Raw genomic sequence first — 16397 nt, forward strand, 5'->3', positions numbered from 1 at the left:
GTTAGAAACCGTAGAGCCGCGCCGGATTGTCGACCAAAATCTTCTTGCGCACATCCGCATCCGGCGCCCACACCGGAAGCTGATTGAGCAGGCGGGCGTCGTCGATCTGGTAGAGCGGGGCGATGTCGGTGGCTTTGCGTCCCTCAACACGGCTCGAATCCGGATGCGGCCAATCGGTGCCCCAGACGATGCGGTCCGGGTTGGCCGCGATCAGCGCCCGCGCGAACGGCACGATGTCCTGATAATCCGGCGCGAGCTTCGACGAGCGATAGGCGCCGGAGATCTTCGCATAGGCCTTGCCGGACTTCACCAGCGCAGCGAGATCGGAGAAACCCGGCTGCTCCAGGCCGAGCGAAGCTTCCAGCCCGCCGAAATGGTCGAACACGACAGGTACCGGCGCGCTCTCGACGAGGTCCTTGATCGCCGAGATCATGGGAAGCGTGGTGTAGAGCTGCACGTGCCAGCCGCGCGCCTTCATGCGCTCGACGGCGGTGGTGAAGCGTGACCTGCCGACATTGGGGTCGTTGACGCCGCCGGTTGCGAGATTGAGGCGCATGCCGCGGAAACCGTCCGCCTGCATCGCATCGAGCTGCGCCTCGGTCGTCTTGTCGTCGATCACGGCGACGCCGCGCGCATTGGCGCCGCGCGCCTTCATGCCGAACAAGGTCGCCGAATTGTCGGTGCCGTAGACACTGGGGGTGACGATCACCACGCGTTCCATATGCAGCGCCTTGTGCAGTGCAGCCATTTCTTCAGGGCTTGCCGGCTCGGGCGTGTAGACGCGCCCGGCGAAGAACGGGAACTTCTCGACATCGCCATGAATGTGAGTGTGGCAGTCGCAGGCATGCGCGGGGACGTCGAAATTCACCGGCGTCGCAGGCTGCGCCGCGCGGGCGTGGGCTCTGTTGGTCATGGCTACTCCGGCGGCAAGGGAGGCAAGCAGGACGCTGCGTCGGTTGAGCACGGTTCTCTCCCTGGTTGTTTTATTTGGCAGTGTGCCGGGACGGTATCACATCAGCCGGACAGAAGCTGCGCTTCGTTGCATAGCTGCTCGACAAGGTCCGCAAGCAGACGTGAGCCGTCGACGCGCACGACCGGGCAGGGCAGGCCCGCGAGCCATGCTTCATCTTTTGCGAGACTGCGGCCCTCGCGATCGCCGGCTTCGTAATGGGAGGCCCATTCGACAAAAGATTCAGTCTCATCATGGCGCCAGCCGCCCGGCGCGACGGCATCAGCGCCGAAATGGGCAGCCTCGCGGGCGCGCAGGCGCCGCATGCGAAGCTCGCGCGGCGTGGTCACGTACACGACCAGATCGAAGAGCGGGACGAACTCGTCGCCCCAGCCGGTGACGGTTCCGCTCAGCACCCAGTCGAGACGCGGCAGAAACATCTCGCGCATCAGGCGCAGGCGATCGGCGGCGGAGCGCGTCGTCTGGTAGGGCGGCACGGTCGGCAGCCAGAAATAGTCGTCGCTGTCGTGATGTGGCAGCGCAAGCTCGCCCGCCAGCGCCCGGCCGAGCGTCGTCACGCCGGAGCCCGAAGCTCCCATCAGATGGATGCGGCGGCTTTTCATATTCCCATCTCGAGGGCTCGAACCGGTTTGGTGGGCGGTGACGGCGACCACGACGTTTTGGAGCGCCGGACCGTGGCGCGTTCCCTCAAGCGGCGCGACGGCGCTTTGGCGTTCGTCCGCTTGTCGCGGGTTGGGCTGATAGTGTCAGGCCCAACGCTCCGACAATGCGCATGACCGTGCCGAACTCGGGATTTCCGGTCTCTCCAAGGGCCTTGTACAGGCTCTCGCGGTTCAAGCCGGCTTTCTTCGCGATCGCACTCATGCCGCGCGCACGCGCGACGAGGCCAAGCGCGTCACGCACGAAATCGGCGTCGCCGGTTTCGAGGGCCGCTGCGATATAGGCGGCCTGACGCTCTTCGGTGTTGAGATAGTCGGCGGCGTCGAAACGCGTCGTCTTGGATGCCGTTTTGGCCGTCGTTTTTGCTGCCTTTGGCATCACGATGTCTCCGCCAGTTGCTGGGCTAGCTCGATGTCTTGTCGTTGTGTGCGCTTGTCGCCGCCACACAGCAGGATCACGATCTGCGCGCCGCGCCGTACATAGTAAATCCGGTAGCCCGGGCCGTAATCGATGCGCATTTCCCGGATGTTGCGGCCGACGCTCTTGCTGTCACCGGGATTGCCCATCTCCATGCGGCGAATCCGGACGGTGATCCTGGCTACCGCGCTGGCGTCCCTGAGGCGGCTCAGCCACTCCGAGAAATGCTCAGTCTGCCTCACCTCGACCATGAAGCGAGATTGTAGCTCATGGGCTACAGAATGTCAAAGAGGCCGCGCGGCGCATCGAGATGGCGAGCGGTGCAGAGAGCTTTGGAGGCGCTGTGGGACGCCTACTGCCCCGACGGCGTGCGCAGGCCGTGCCAGGCGTCGCGGACCTGCTGGTAGTGAACCTCGGGCAGATAGTCCGGGGTGTTCAGGTTCAAGGTCTTGACGTCGAGGTGCCCGACGGCGCTGAGCAGCGTGTAGGAGGCAATCACGCGGTCGCGCAGTGCGCCGATCAGGCGGGCCTTCGCCTGGATCAAATCGGCCTGCGAGTTCAGCACGTCCACGGTCGTGCGCTGTCCGCCGGCGGCTTCGCGCTGCACGCCTTGGAGCGCGACGGTTGCCGCCTTCACCTCGGACTCCGAGGCCGAGACCGCGATCTTGGCGCCTTCATTGGCGACCCAGGCGCTGACCGCCGCCGTGCGCGCCTGGTTGCGCACCTGGTCGAGCACGAGCCGGCTCTGTGCCGTGACCTCCTTGGCCTGCCGGGTCTGCGCGGCGGCCTGGCCGCCGTCATAGATCGGCACGGTGACATTGGCGACGATCGAGGCCTGGTCCTCGGCGAAGGTTCCGAGCGTCGGGTCGTTGTTGCGGCTCTTGCTGGCGCTGCCCTGGACGCTGGCGCTCGGCAGCAGCGCGCCCTCGGCGACGCGGATGTTTGTGGAGGCGACGTCGACGTCGAAACCTGCGGCCATCACTGCCGGGTGCTGGCGGATCGCCATCGAGAGCGCATCCTCGCGGCTCTTCGGCAGATAGCGGTCGACGACCTCAGCGGGCTTGAGCTGGGACGGCGCGTTGCCGATCACCTGGGCATAGGTCGCCTGGCTGACCGCAAGCGCGACCTCGGCGGCATTGAGGTCGGCGAGACCGCGGTTGAGGCGGGCCTCGGCTTGCGCGCTGTCGGTCGGCGTGACGTCGCCGGCATTGAGGCGGCGCTGCGTGACCGCGAGGGTCTCGCGCAGGAAAGCCACGTTGGAGCGCTGCGCCTCGACCAGCGACTGGTTTGCCAGCACGTTGGTATAGGCGGTGACGGCGTCGAGCAGCACGCCCTGGCCGACATTGCGCAGCGCCTCGCGGCCCGACTGCACCTGGAGCTCGGCGGCCCGCACATTGTTGGCGGTGCGGAAGCCGTTGAACAGGGTCTGCGTCACCGTGACGCCGATGACCCACGGCTTCAGATCGGCGGTCTGGATCGTGTTGTTGGGCAAGAGGTTGCGCACCGATTGCAGGCCGGCGCTGAGGCTCGCCACGAGCTGCGGCCGGTAGCCGGCGAGCGCCTGCGGCACGTTCTCGTCGGTCGCGCGCTGGCGCGCGCGCTCGGCATTGAGCTGCGGGTTGGTCTGGTAGGCTTTTGCCAATGCCTCCGGCAGGGCCTCGGCAGTTGCGGCCGAGGGCAGGGCGCACGAGAGCGCCAGCGTGGTCCATGTCGCAAGCACAGGACCCACGCCCGATCGACGCCGCGTCATCACGCGACCAGCTCTGGCGGCACGCCCAATCATGTAATCCCGCTAAACCCCGGCTGTCCGCCCCCGCCGACGGTGGCCTCTTAACTGTTTAACCAGCCGGGGTCGCGCAGGCAAACTGCCGCGGGGAAAACTCCCATCTATTCCGTGCTTGTTGCAGGTGCGTCACAGCATTTTTGCGAAAAGACGCCAGAGCCTTACACCAGCCTGACCGCTCGCTCGCGTCACCGGTTCTTGTTCACCGGCTTGCGCTTCTCGATGAACGCCGCCATTCCCTCGGAGCGGTCTTCGAGTGCGAAGGTCGAGTGGAACAGGTTGCGCTCGACGCTCATGCCCTCGGCAAGCGTCGTCTCGAAGGCGCGGTTGACCGCCTCCTTGGCCATCGCGGCTGCCGGGCGCGACATCGAGGCGATCTTCTCGGCGGCGGCCATGACCTCGTCCATCAGCTTGTCCGCGGCGACGATGCGGCTGACGAGGCCCGAGCGCTCGGCTTCGGCTGCATCCATCATCCGCCCGGTGAGGCAGAGGTCCATCGCCTTGGACTTGCCGATGGCGCGGGTCAGGCGCTGGGTGCCGCCGATGCCGGGAATGGTGCCGAGGGTGATTTCGGGCTGGCCGAACTTGGCGGTGTCGGCGGCGATGATGAAGTCGCACATCATGGCGAGCTCGCAGCCGCCGCCGAGCGCGTAACCCGCGACCGCGGCGATGGTCGGCTTGCGGCAGCGCGCGACGCGGTCGCCGCCGATCGCGGCGAAGTCTTCGGAGAACATGTCGATGAAACCCTTCGGCTGCATCTCCTTGATGTCGGCGCCGGCGGCAAAGGCCTTCTCGCTGCCGGTCACGACGATGCAGCCGATGGCATCATCGGCCTCGAGATCGTCGACCGCCGCGGCGATCTCGCGGAAGACGCCGAAGGAGAGCGCATTGAGCATCTTCGGCCGGTTCAGCTTGATGATGCCGACCGCGCCTTTGCCTTCGACGATGATGTGTTCGAACGTGCTCATGCTCCACCCACGCTTTTTGATTGGGCGGGCAATGTGCCTGCTGGCGCGGTGGGCTTCAAGAGCCCAAGGAAGCCTTCGGAACAAGGCGGCCCGGAACACGCTGCAAGTCGCGCGTTCCAGGCCAGGAAACTTAGGCCAGAAACTTAGGCCGGGAAACTTAGGCCATGAACATGCGCGCTGCGGACGCCAAGGTCAGCAGCGTGCCGACGCCGATGAAGATCTTGCCGATCAGGGAGCTCTGGTCCCAGGCCGAGCTCTGATGGCTGCTGGCCATCACCGGCGCGGGACGCGGCTGCGCCTCGGTTGCGGCAAGCACCGCCTTCTGGGCGGGCGGATTGTCCTGTTGCGCGGCGCGGTCGAGATCGTTCGGCTGGTCGGGGGCGACGATCTGGCTCTCGGCAGTCGGGGCCGCGGTATTATCGGCTGCGGCCTGGACGTTGTCGTTGGCGCGGCCGGTCATGGCGGAGGCCGCAGCCGCGGGCGGCGTATCGGCGGCGGCAAACTGCGCATTGGCGTTGGCGACCTCCTGCGGCATCTGGCTCCAGGCGGGCAGGCCGCTATCGGCCTTGTCGGCAGTCTTGTCGCCGGTCTTGGCCTCGCCGGCCTTGGCCGCGGTGTCCTTGCTGTCGGCCTTGTCGCCGGAGGACTTTTGCGCCGTCTTGCTGCTGGTGCGGCGAGAAGACTGGTGCCGGTGCTTGCTCGGTTTGACTGCATCGGCCTGTTTGCCCGCGCTGTCCGATTGGCTGCTCGCGGTCGAGGCTGGCGCCGCCTGTGCAGCGCCTCCGAACAGCAGGAAAAGCCCGGCAAGAAGAATCAGGGCAGCGCGCCCGCTGGTATTCATCATGTGACGATCTCCCCAATTCACCCCTCCCCGGGACCGAACAGAGACGCCGCGAGGTGACGACAGCGGGGCAGAAAAGGGGAATCTTCGGGCCACACGGGGCGAAAGCGGGGCAGGCCGTCCGTTGCGGCCGGCCGCCGGGTGCGGACGGGACCGATCGGTGTTATGAGCCGTCGCGAGTTTTCGCGGCCGCATCGGAGCACCGGTTCTCAGTGTCGATCACGAGTTCGTGATCGTACGGGTCCGGCGTAACAAATTGAAAGAGCGGCCGAATTGCATGGTGAGGGGCGCGCGTGCGCGGACGTGAGGACGAATGGACCGGCCTGATGCGGTCGGCCATGGCAGGCGATGATGCGGCGTATCATCGCCTGTTGAAGGCGGTCACGCCGGTGCTGCGCGCTGCCGCGAGGCGCGGCCTGGCGCGGGCCGGGCAGCCTCCCGACCAGGCCGAGGATATCGTGCAGGAGATTTTGTTGGCGGTGCACCTGAAGCGGCACACCTGGGACAGCGAAGCGCCCTTCGCGCCCTGGCTGTTCGCGATCGCCCGCAACAAGCTGATCGATGCGCTCAGGCGCCGCGGCAGGCGCGTCTTCGTCAACATCGACGATTTCGCCGAGACGCTGCCGGGCGAGGCGCCGCAGGAGACGGCTTCCGCGGGCGAGGTTGCGGCGCAGCTGGGCGCGCTGCCGCAGCGCCAGCGCGACGTGCTGCAGTCGATCGCGGTCGAGGCCGCCTCGATCAAGGACACGGCGGCGAAGTTCTCGATGAGCGAAGGTGCCGTGCGGGTCGCGCTGCACCGCGGCCTTGCCGCACTGACTGCCAAACTGCGGGACCACTAGTCATGGATACCGATCAACTCATTCGCTCGCTCGCGGCCGACAACGCCCATCGCGCGCCGCGCGTCGGCGCCGTGCTGACGATGGCGCTGCTGGTGGCCGCGCCGCTGTCGATCCTGATCTTCGCGACCTTCCTCGGTGTGCGCGCCGACGTGATGAGCGCGATGGGCAATCCGTTCTTCGACATGAAGTTCGCGGTGACGCTGTCGCTCGCGATTCCCGCGATCATCGTCAGCCTGCATCTGTCGCGGCCAGAAGCCCTGCTGCGCGGCTGGGGCTGGCTGTTGCTGCTCCCCGTCGGCCTGCTTGCAGTTGCGATCGGCAGCGAGGCGATGATGGCGCCTGCCATGCCGATGACGATGCGGCTGATGGGCAAGAACTCCAGGACTTGCCTGATGGCGATCCCCGCGATGTCGCTGCCGCTGCTTGCGGGGGCGCTGATCGGCCTTCGCCACGGCGCGCCGTCGCGCCCTGCGCTTGCCGGTGCACTCGCCGGCCTGGTCTCGGCCGGACTTGCCGCGACGCTCTATGCCTCGCACTGCACCGACGATTCACCGCTGTTCGTCGCGACCTGGTACACGATCGCGACTGCGGTGGTGACCGTGATCGGCGCGGCGATCGGCTCCAGGGTTTTGCGGTATTAGAGCGTTTTCGAGCGAAGTGGATACCGGTTCGCATAAAGAAAACGCGTCAAAACAAGAACCGACCCGGCGGCCTCAAGCCGCCGGCGTTGCGCCCTGCATGCGGTGGAAGCGCAGCACCTGCTGCGCGGTGGAGCTGCGCAGGGCCTCGTAGGTGTCGCGCAGCGCCAGCATGTCCGCCGTCGCGCCGCCTGCCAGTTTCTCGCGCATGGCGATGATCGCGCGCACGCTCGACCATTGCATGCCCGCGACCTTGGCGAGGATCATCACGCCCTCGGTGCGGCTTTCGATCATCATGGTCTCGGCGGTCTCGACCGCGACGCCCGCGAGCGCGGCGAGCCCGGCATTGGTCTCGTCGAACTTGCCCTGTTCGGCGAATGTGGTGACCTGGAATTCGTTGAGGCGGCCGTCCTCGTGCAGCGACTTCACCAGCGCGCGCGCCATTTCCGTTTGCCTGGTCATGGCGGCGGCGCGGACCCGCTGAGCCGCCTCCTGCACCACGCTCGATACCTCGTCCGCGAGCTCGGGATGCGCAGCCTCCAGCTTCCTGCGCACGCTCAAGGACGCCTTCGCAACCAGCTTCAGGTAGTGATGGCGCGGCAGGCTGGGCCGCAGGCCGATGCAGGTGGCGAGGCCGTCGTCGCGCTCGGCGCGCGTGACGAGGTCGGTGAGACTTTCCTCGGAGAGCCGCGCGCCCGGATTGCTGACGGTCGATTGCACGACGTCCTCGTCGCCGCGCGTCACCAGCACGTCGGTCAGCGCTTCCGACAGAACCCGCCGCAGCGAGATCGCCTTCAGATGGGCCTGGCCGCGCGTGCGCGCGATCTGGATCAGCGTCGCCTCGTCCAGCCGTTCCGATTTCGTCAGCACGGGTCCTGCGACCTCGATGACCTCGTCGAGCGCGAGCGTGCGGATGATCTTGGGCGGTGCGGCCGCGATCGGTGCGAGGCGGTCGGCAAGCAGCGCCCTGGCCGACGTCTCGATCTGCTCGATCAGGCATTCGAACACGTCGTCGAACACGCGAATGTGGTCGTCGGAATAGTCCGCCGCGTTGCCCACGAAGAGATCGGTGACGCGGCGCAATGTCTCGACTCGCCGCGCGACGGTGCCGTGCGAGAGCGCGGCCTGCAATTCTTCAAGCAAATTCTCGGATGATTTCTCGGATTTGGATCTCATTGCCCTGTCCTGGAGCGTTCGGTCCGGTGGAGCCTCTGGCGCCCCGGGAGAAAATGGATTGGTCAGTTCGTTACGATGCGGTTGCGCCCTTGCGCCTTGGCGGAATAAAGCGCGCTGTCGGCGCGCGCGAGAAACGTGTCGGCAGTATCATTGTCGCGAAGCGTCACGACGCCCGCTGAAATCGTCACGTGCATGCCCGGAGAAAATGCGCTCCAGTCGAGCTCGGCGACGACGCGGCGCAGGCGCTCGAGCATGCGCGAGGCGGCGCCGCCTTCGGTATCCGGCAGCAGCAGCAGGAATTCCTCGCCGCCGTAGCGGCCGAAGCTGTCGGCCGGACGGATGTTGGCGAAAATCGTGATCGCGAAGGTGCGCAGCACCTCGTCGCCGACGGGATGGCCGTGGGCGTCGTTGATGCGCTTGAACCAGTCGAGGTCGATCAGCGCGATCGCGCAAGGCCTCGATGTCCGCCGCGACGTTTCGATCTCGGCGTCGAGCAGACGCATGATGCAGCCGCGGTTGTAGGAGCCGGTCAGCTCGTCGAGCTCGGCCAGTTCCTCGATGCGCTGATAGGCGGCCTTCAGCTCGATGCTGCGCTGATACAGGATCTTGCGCAGCGTGGCGCCGAACAGGCCGAGGAAGGCGCACTGGCCGATCACCAGCACGAAGCACAGCATCGAGGCGGTCCGCTGGAGCTTCGTCGCAACGGGCATGCCGATCGGCAGGTCGGAGGCGAGGAACACGGCGGCAAGGCCGACGGTCGCAAGCGCCCAGGTCAGCATCGCCTGGGCCGAGGTCATGCGCAGCGTGCCGAAGGCGAAGATCAGGAACAGCACGCTGATGAAGGCGACGCCGATGGTCGGGGCCGACAGCAGGAATACGAATTGCAGCGCCATATGCGCCGAGATCTGGAAAACGGTGAGATAATGGTCGGTGAATTTGTCGCCGATGCCGGCCTCCGACAGCACGGTGAAGGTGCCGATGATCAGCAGGCCGCCGACCCAGAACAGCGAGGCAATGTCGATCGAGATCACGCCGTCATAGGCGTAGAGCAGCAGGACGGAGGCGCCGAGCGAGTAGCTTGCCACCTGGCCGATATACATCTGGCGGCGCTGCCAGGCCCGGCGCGCCCGGACCGCCGGCGCCGCCGCCGCGGGCATGAGGACGAGATCCGCGACCTCAGCGGCATTCCTCTCGGGAAGCGACGTCGCGGCCGTGTTCATGGTCCCGCCAATGGTGGATGTCAGCCCAAAAATCTACGTGGCAAGCCTTTAGGTTTGGTATCCTTGGAAATCGAATCCGAAGCGTGCAGCGCGGAACAGGATGACCTTGGCCGGACGGGGGAATTTGCCGGCGGTTAGGCATCGTTTGCGATGCGGTCGAGCCAAAGCGGGGGTTCGTGAGACATACGTCGTGCAGGACTGCTATGGAACCGGACTTGATCGGCCCGCCCGTGCCGGGCAGGCAATCCGCAGGAAAGTGTTTCAGTATTATGTTACCGATCTGGATTGAGGCGGGCGCCCGCCGCGGGTGGGGCAAGAAAAGCACATGTATGTGGGACAGATCACACGGGTCCCCGTACGATCGCGGTAGCTTGAACAATTTTGCACCGCCCGTCGAACCCTCCGCCGCATCGACCCGACCAACCTTGCGAGACGAGCTTTGAGCGTGACACAGGCGGCTTCGGACGAGGTCCTGATCGCCAGGATCGCTCAGGGCGACCGGCTCGCCATGCAGGTGCTGTACGGGCGGCACCATGTCAGGGTCTACAGGTTCGGGCTGAGGCTCGTGCGGGACGAGCAGGCGGCGGAAGACCTCATCAGCGAGGTGTTTCTCGACGTCTGGCGTCAAGCCGGCAAGTTTGAAGGCCGATCCGCCGTTTCCACCTGGCTGCTGGCAATCACCCGATTCAAGGCCCTCTCGGCGCTTCGGCGCAGGAAGGATTTTGAACTGGACGAAGACGCCGCGAACGCGATCGAGGACCAGTCCGACGATCCGGAAACGGTGGTGCAGAAGAAGGATACCAGTGCAGCGTTACGGGAGTGCCTGACGGGCCTCTCGCCGGAACATCGGGAAATCGTCGATCTCGTCTACTACCACGAGAAGTCCGTGGAAGAAGTCGCCGAAATCGTCGGGATCCCGGAGAACACTGTGAAGACGCGCTTGTTCTATGCGCGCAAGAAACTGGCCGAACTGCTAAAGGCAGCCGGCGTTGAGCGAGGCTGGCCATGATGGCTTTGAGCAAGAAGATGCTGGAGCAAGAGCCCAGTGAAATTGAACTGCTGCTGCCCTGGCACGCCGCCGGCACGCTGAACGCGCGCGATGCCCGCCGCGTCGAGGACGCGCTGGCGCGCGATCCGGAGCTCGCCAAGCAGTATGCCGCGATCCGCGGCGAGTACGAAGAGACCATCCATCTGAACGAGAGCTTAGGGGCTCCGTCGGCGCGCGCGATGCAGAAGCTGTTTACCGCGATCGATGCCGAGCCGGCGCGTGCGGTCGGTTCGCTGCCGCTGTCGGCGCGCATTGCGACCTTCTTCGCGAGCCTGTCGCCGCGGACGCTGGCCTGGTCGGCGAGCCTGGGCGCCATCGCGCTGCTGCTGCAGGCCGGCATCATCGGCGCGGTGCTGATGAAGACCCAGACCGCGACCTTCCAGACCGCCTCGCTGTCGACCGGCGCGCCGATCACGCGCGAACTCGGTGCATCCGCAGCACCGGCTCGCGCCCTGGTGCGCTTCACGCCCGAGGCGCGTGTCGCCGACATCACCGCCTTGCTCGACAGCTACCAGGCGTCGATCATCGGCGATGCCAAGGGCGGCATGTTCCGCCTCCAGTTCGACAAGGCGATGAGCCAGGACGAGCTCGCCGCGCTGCTCGCCAGGATGCAGCGCGAGAAGTTCGTCAACCTCGCCGTTGCGGCGCCGTAGGGCGCCTCTGAACCGATGACGCGCAAGTCCGAGAGTAAGTTGCGAGCCGCGGCCTACGCCTCGTCGGTCGGGGCCGTGCTGCTGCTCGCCGCCTGCCTCGGCGTCGAGGTCGCGCAGGCGCAGGCAATCATGCGCACGCCCACCATCAGCGTTCCCTCGCGCACGCCCACGATCTCTCCCAGCATCGCCGCGCGGGCGGTGAGCATCAGCCGCGGCCCGGGCCTGATCACGACGACCGGCCGGATCCCGTCGACGCGGATCGGGACGCCGGTGCTGCCCTATGCGCGCTATTCGCCCAATCTCTACCCCAGCTGCACGGCGCCCTATCGCGATGCCGACGGCGAATGCCTGGCGCAGCCGAATGCGGGCGGCGAGGGCAACGGAAAATCGGGCAAGAAGGTTGCCAGCAAGGGACGCGGCAACAACACGCCGGTTGCGGTGAACCAGCGCATCTTCGCAGGCGAATTCGTCGCCGAGATCGACGGCGCCCTGTCGGTGACGGAGGCCGACGAGCTCGCGCGCCGCCATGGCCTCGCGCGCGTCGCATCCGAGAATTTTCCGCTGATCGGGGCGACGTTCGGCCTGTTCCGCATCACCGATGGCCGGCCCACCGAGACGGTGCGGCGCGAATTCGCCGCAGACGGCAGTGTGCGCTCGGTTCAGCCGAACTTCCGCTACGCGCTCCAGGACCAGAAACCCGCCGTGCCGGTCGAGGGCGACCCGGCGCAATACGCGCTGGCAAAGCTTCGCCTGCCGCAGGCGCACACGCTGGCGCATGGCGCCAATGTGACGGTTGCGGTGATCGACTCCGGGATCGATGCCAAGCACCCCGAGCTCGCCAATTCCATCTCCGATAATTTCGACGCGCTCGGCAGCGCCGAGGGCCCGCATGTGCACGGCACCGGCATTGCCGGCGCCATCGTGGCGCATGCCAAGCTGATGGGCAGTGCGCCCGAGGCGCGCATCATCGCCATTCGCGCCTTCGGCGGCACCACGGGCGGCGCCGAGAGCTCGTCCTACATCATCCTGCGTTCGCTGAATTACGCCGCCGAGCACGGCGCGCAGATCGTCAATATGAGCTTTGCAGGCCCGAAGGACGCCGTGATCGAGCGCGCCATTGCGGCGACCGCCGCGCGCGGCCTCGTGCTGATCGCGGCGGCCGGCAATGCCGGCGCGAAATCGCCGCCGCTCTACCCCGCTGCCAATCCCAACGTGATCGCGGTCAGCGCGACCGACCAGCAGGACAGACTGTTCTCGGCCTCCAACCGCGGCAATTACATCGCGCTGGCCGCACCCGGCGTCGACATCTTCCTGCCGGCGCCCGAGGGCAAATACCAGATGACGTCGGGAACCTCGTTCTCGGCCGCCTATGTCTCCGGCGTCGCGGCGCTGCTGCTCGAGCGCAATTACACACTCAAGCCGGAAGCGCTGCGCATGACGCTCGCGAAGACCGCGCGCGATCTCGGATCACCCGGGCGTGATGATCTCTTTGGCGACGGCGAGGCCGATGCGTTTGCCGCGGTGACGGCCGTTCCCGCCAACAGTGCGACGCCGGTTGCGGCTGCGTCCGGTACAACAAAACGTGAAGATGCCGACAAGCGTCGCGACGAGCCGGGCATCCGCGCGATCGAGCAACCCTCGCTGTCGAGCGCAGGCGATAAAGCCGCGATATCTCAGGCGGATAGGCCGGCGACGCGATAGTCGCTGCGACAACCTTGCGCGCACGCCGAAGGTTAAAAAATCAAACCCCGCATTTGAACGTTCAGCCGGCCAGCACGACCAAATTATGTGGGAGCGGTCATCCCTCCCCATCAGTCATATCAGGCGCGAGCGCCCATCCACCCCAAGCGCCCATATGGCTCGACCCGTCCGGTTGTCCCCCCGGACGGGTCTTTTCTTTTCGGGCATCCGATTCCTTGAAGCGATATTCGGGATCAGCTTCCGGTTGAGCGGTCGCGGTGGCGCCGAGCGCCAGCGTCGATCAAGTGTCGCGCACGTCCGTCATGCTTGTGCGAAGCTTGACTCGAAATCACAGCAATTCTCCGCGCGACTACGGTCTTTCATGACGGACGGCGCGTCGTTGCTGGACAAGTCAAAACTTTTCCACAAAATATTCATGTCGCGTCTAAATTGATTCGTGTGCGTTGCGTCCCCCGCGTCCGTGTTTTCTCCCAACGGGCTGGTTCATGACACATCGCCAAGAGTCTGGTTACGCGCCTTTCCGCGCGGAGGCTTGCAGCCGCGAAGTTGCGGCGCGCTGGTGCACTCTCGCCGAACAGCGGCTGGAACATCTCTCCGAGATGTTCGAGACCGGACGCTGGCGCCGCTATCACTCCGAACTCGCCTTTCTCGAAAACATCCAGGAAGCCAAACGCGCCGTCCAGACCTGGCGCGCCATCGCCACGGGCGGGGACGTCGCCGCGGCAGCCGCGAGCGTCACCTCCGCATTCGGCTGGTCGCCGGCGACGATGCCTCGCGTGTTTCCGCGCGAGCAGCAGGTGCAGACCGTGCAGCCCAAGGCCTTGCAGCCCAAGACCTTGCAGCCAAAGGCCGTCCACATTACCGCCGAGACCGCCTTGCCGGTCAGGCTCGATCCCAAGCCGGATGTTCTCGCCGAAGTCCCCGAAGCCCCGCTCGTGCCGCTGGCTGCGCCCGAGGCGATAGCCTCGTTCACCGCGCCGTTCGAGATGCCGCCGCTCAGGGCTCCCGCTGCGAGGGCGGCGTCAACCGCGTCCGCTGTGAGGCCGCCGGTCGCCGCGCCCGCTGCACTGGCCCCGCGCACCGCACCTGCCGTGAGGCCACCGGTCGCCGCGCCTGCCGCGATGGCGCCATTCACAGCGCCCGCTGTGAAGCCGCCGGTCGCGACGCCTGCCGCAATGGCAACGCTCCTGCCACAGTTCGCTCCGCCGGCCGCGGAAATCGTCGCAGCCCCCGAGCGCGTCGTCGAATTTACCCTCAGCCTCGACGGCATCGAAGCGAAGTACCCGCTGCTGCGAAACGCGTTCTAAGGGACGTTCGAAGATCAGCCGCGTCCTGGTCCGTCATCCTGAGGCGCGAGCTCCGCGGTGCGGAGCACCGCGGAGCGAGCCTCGGAGGATGAACGGCCCAACTGTCTGCCAAGCCAACGCTTACGCCTTCGGCCTCGGCGCTCCCGCGCGCCGCCGCGCAAGCTGCCTCACCGACTTCCAATCCGATCGAATGAGCGCTTCCTTCTTGGCACGGCTCCATCCTTTGAGCTGTCGCTCAGCCGCAATGCCATCAATGATGCGATCGAAATATTCCGACCACACCAGAGCCACCGGGCGCCTCGAATAGGTATATCCTGGATAGGCGCCGGCATTGTGCTCATCGACCCGCTTGGACGTGTCCTCGCCAGTTGCGCTCCCGATGTAGAAAGAACCATCCGCGCAGCGCAGCATGTAGACATAGATGCCCACAACATCATCCTTCGAGGCTCCCGGCACAGTGCTCCGCACTGCGCCGCTCGCACCTCAGGATGACGGCAGTGTCTTGGTTGTCAAGTTTTGATGAAACAACCTCAGGCAGATCCCCGTCATCCTGAGGTGCGAGTTTCGCGGTGCAGAGCACCGCGGAGCGAGCCTCGAAGGATGAACGGCCCGGCTGCCAACCGCGCACCTACCGCCGCACCGCATTCCCGCCAACCATGACCTGCGCAAAGCGCTGCGCGCCGTCCGCCGACAGGTCCGCCGTCACCGCGCGGGCGTGGTCGAGGCCGACCACGGCGCCGCGCGGGGTTTCCGAGATCATGTTGTTGTTGACGAGCGCGGTGCCGGCGCCGGGCACCACGGAGACGCCGACGCCGGCCAGCGCCTTGCGGATCACATTGCCCGTGATCGCGACGTCGCGCAGATATTTGCCCCAGCCGGCGACGATGCCGTAGGACGGCGCGTTCTCGATCACATTGCCGGTCACCGAGGTGTCCGCCTCGATGTAGATGCCGACGCCGGCATCGTCGTCCGGCGCGGTGCCGATGGGGCGCTTCGGAATCAGATTGCGAATGATGTTGCCCTGGACCACCGCGATGCGGCCGCCCTCGTTGAAATTGCAGACGGAGACGCCGACCGCGGCGCCATCGACTGTGTTGTTGGCGATCACGGCGGCTTCGAACGCGAACTCGGAATACAGCGCGACCTCGCGCACGTCGCTGACGCTGTTGCCTGTTATGTGGATGTTCGAAGCCGAGTTGCCGCGCACTGCGGAATAGTCGCAGTTCCTGATGCGGTTGCCGCGCACGATCACGTTGCCGGCGCGGAAGGCGTTGATGGCGTTGCCGTACTGGCCGGAGCCGCCGGGGCCTGCCTTGATGTTCTCGATGCGATTGTCCGCCACCAGCGTGCCGTCGTCGCCGATCGCCGTGCGCAGGATCTCGATGCCGTTGTCATTGGTGCCGAGAATCGTGTTGCGGGACACGCTGAGCCCTCTGGCATCGAACGAGACCACAGCCGTGACCGCAATATTCGTGAAGATGTTGCCCGAGATGTCGCCCGTGACCTGCTCCAGCCAGATGCCGCTGCCGCCGGAGTCCGTGATCTCGCAATCGGTGATGCGCACATCGCGCCCGCCGAGCACATGGATCAGCCCGCGCCGCGTCGGCAGCGCAATGCCGCCGCCGTCGAAGGTGATGCCGGTGAGACCGATCGCATCGGAGCCATCGCTCTGGATCGCCGAGGCGCCGCCGGTGAAGACGAGTTTGGTCGCGCTGCGCACGCCGATCAGTTGCGCGCCATTCGGCAGCCGCAGCAATCCGCTGCGGTAGACGCCGGGCGGCAAGGCGAGCGGCATTTGCACCCGGGCGGCCTCGTCGATCGCGCGCTGCAGCGCGCGCGTCTGGTCCTCGCTGCTGCCGGGCCGCACGCCATATTGCGTGGCATCGCGGCCGAGCAGCGACGTCAGCGGCGCCGCGCGTGCGGCGTCGGCCGGCATGGCCAGCGCGCCGGCGATGCCAGCGGTCGAAGCCCCGATGAGGTGACGGCGATTGAGGTCCATGACGCGTCCTCCGGCGGACGCGGGGGTCCGCAGCGGATTAGGTAGCGCAGGGCGGCAGGGGTCGTGAGGATTGTTCGCGGTAGGGTTAAATGTTTACCGCAAGGACGGTGCAGTAGGGTGGGCAAAGCGCAAGCGTGCCCACGTTATCGCAGATCGGAACAAGATGGTGGGCACGGC

The 16397-nt window shown here is 66.3% G+C and carries 17 protein-coding genes; 6 read left to right on the plus strand and 11 right to left on the minus strand.

Annotated features, from left to right (window positions below; genetic code table 11):
* Nucleotide 1 precedes the first annotated feature (1 nt).
* The 7 genes from IQ16_RS05605 to IQ16_RS05635 all read right to left on the minus strand — a co-directional run bounded on the left by IQ16_RS05605 (nt 2) and on the right by IQ16_RS05635 (nt 5642).
* Nucleotides 2-964: an amidohydrolase family protein gene (locus IQ16_RS05605; protein WP_018647985.1), complete on the minus strand. Its 963-nt coding sequence runs from the start codon at nt 962-964 to the stop codon at nt 2-4.
* Nucleotides 965-1014: 50 nt separating this feature from the next.
* Nucleotides 1015-1572: a P-loop NTPase family protein gene (locus IQ16_RS05610; RefSeq protein ID WP_018647984.1), complete on the minus strand. Its 558-nt coding sequence runs from the start codon at nt 1570-1572 to the stop codon at nt 1015-1017.
* An 85-nt stretch (nt 1573-1657) separates the two neighbouring features.
* Nucleotides 1658-2008 carry an addiction module antidote protein gene (locus IQ16_RS05615; RefSeq protein WP_018647983.1) on the minus strand — a complete coding sequence of 117 codons (351 nt, stop codon included), beginning with the start codon at nt 2006-2008 and terminating at the stop codon, nt 1658-1660.
* The gene (locus IQ16_RS05620) at nt 2008-2298 is read right to left on the minus strand and encodes a type II toxin-antitoxin system RelE/ParE family toxin (protein ID WP_145831299.1); all 291 of its coding nucleotides are present in this window, start codon (nt 2296-2298) and stop codon (nt 2008-2010) included. The genes IQ16_RS05615 and IQ16_RS05620 overlap by 1 nt, the downstream gene beginning before the upstream one ends.
* Before the next feature lie 101 nt (nt 2299-2399).
* Nucleotides 2400-3830, minus strand: coding sequence for a TolC family outer membrane protein (locus IQ16_RS05625; RefSeq protein ID WP_018647981.1), 1431 nt, complete (start codon nt 3828-3830; stop codon nt 2400-2402).
* 188 nt (nt 3831-4018) lie between these two features.
* Nucleotides 4019-4798, minus strand: a complete 780-nt coding sequence (locus IQ16_RS05630; protein WP_018647980.1) for an enoyl-CoA hydratase — start codon at nt 4796-4798, stop codon at nt 4019-4021.
* A 157-nt stretch (nt 4799-4955) separates the two neighbouring features.
* Nucleotides 4956-5642 (minus strand): hypothetical protein, encoded by a 687-nt coding sequence (locus IQ16_RS05635; protein ID WP_018647979.1) that lies wholly within the window; start codon nt 5640-5642, stop codon nt 4956-4958.
* A 290-nt stretch (nt 5643-5932) separates the two neighbouring features.
* On the opposite strand from IQ16_RS05635, the gene IQ16_RS05640 reads away from it, so the two are divergent.
* Nucleotides 5933-6478 carry a sigma-70 family RNA polymerase sigma factor gene (locus IQ16_RS05640; RefSeq protein WP_018647978.1) on the plus strand — a complete coding sequence of 182 codons (546 nt, stop codon included), beginning with the start codon at nt 5933-5935 and terminating at the stop codon, nt 6476-6478.
* Between the two features lie 2 nt (nt 6479-6480).
* Nucleotides 6481-7119, plus strand: a complete 639-nt coding sequence (locus IQ16_RS05645; protein ID WP_018647977.1) for an NrsF family protein — start codon at nt 6481-6483, stop codon at nt 7117-7119.
* A gap of 72 nt (nt 7120-7191) precedes the next feature.
* On the opposite strand, the gene IQ16_RS05650 is transcribed toward IQ16_RS05645, so the two are convergent.
* Nucleotides 7192-8292 carry a DUF2336 domain-containing protein gene (locus IQ16_RS05650; protein WP_018647976.1) on the minus strand — a complete coding sequence of 367 codons (1101 nt, stop codon included), beginning with the start codon at nt 8290-8292 and terminating at the stop codon, nt 7192-7194.
* Between the two features lie 62 nt (nt 8293-8354).
* Nucleotides 8355-9512 (minus strand): GGDEF domain-containing protein, encoded by a 1158-nt coding sequence (locus tag IQ16_RS05655; protein ID WP_018647975.1) that lies wholly within the window; start codon nt 9510-9512, stop codon nt 8355-8357.
* A gap of 439 nt (nt 9513-9951) precedes the next feature.
* Here IQ16_RS05655 and IQ16_RS05660 point away from each other — a divergent pair, with 439 nt between their 5' ends.
* From IQ16_RS05660 to IQ16_RS05675, 4 genes are all read left to right on the plus strand, one after another.
* On the plus strand, nt 9952-10521 hold the full coding sequence (locus IQ16_RS05660) for a sigma-70 family RNA polymerase sigma factor (protein ID WP_018647974.1): 570 nt from the start codon (nt 9952-9954) through the stop codon (nt 10519-10521).
* Complete coding sequence (locus tag IQ16_RS05665) at nt 10518-11213, plus strand: hypothetical protein (RefSeq protein ID WP_018647973.1); 696 nt, start codon at nt 10518-10520, stop codon at nt 11211-11213. The genes IQ16_RS05660 and IQ16_RS05665 overlap by 4 nt, the downstream gene beginning before the upstream one ends.
* Nucleotides 11214-11228: 15 nt before the next feature.
* The gene (locus tag IQ16_RS05670; protein WP_018647972.1) at nt 11229-12914 is read left to right on the plus strand and encodes a S8 family serine peptidase; all 1686 of its coding nucleotides are present in this window, start codon (nt 11229-11231) and stop codon (nt 12912-12914) included.
* Nucleotides 12915-13399: 485 nt separating this feature from the next.
* Nucleotides 13400-14221, plus strand: a complete 822-nt coding sequence (locus tag IQ16_RS05675; protein WP_018647971.1) for a TIGR03809 family protein — start codon at nt 13400-13402, stop codon at nt 14219-14221.
* Between the two features lie 120 nt (nt 14222-14341).
* Here IQ16_RS05675 and IQ16_RS05680 read toward each other — a convergent pair whose 3' ends face one another.
* A complete protein-coding gene (locus IQ16_RS05680; RefSeq protein ID WP_018647970.1) occupies nt 14342-14650 on the minus strand; it encodes a GIY-YIG nuclease family protein in 309 nt (102 codons plus the stop codon).
* A 199-nt stretch (nt 14651-14849) separates the two neighbouring features.
* Nucleotides 14850-16220, minus strand: a complete 1371-nt coding sequence (locus IQ16_RS05685) for a TIGR03808 family TAT-translocated repetitive protein (RefSeq protein WP_018647969.1) — start codon at nt 16218-16220, stop codon at nt 14850-14852.
* Nucleotides 16221-16397 lie beyond the last annotated feature (177 nt).

The organism is Bradyrhizobium huanghuaihaiense (genome assembly GCF_007830635.1).
Classification (GTDB): domain Bacteria; phylum Pseudomonadota; class Alphaproteobacteria; order Rhizobiales; family Xanthobacteraceae; genus Bradyrhizobium; species Bradyrhizobium huanghuaihaiense.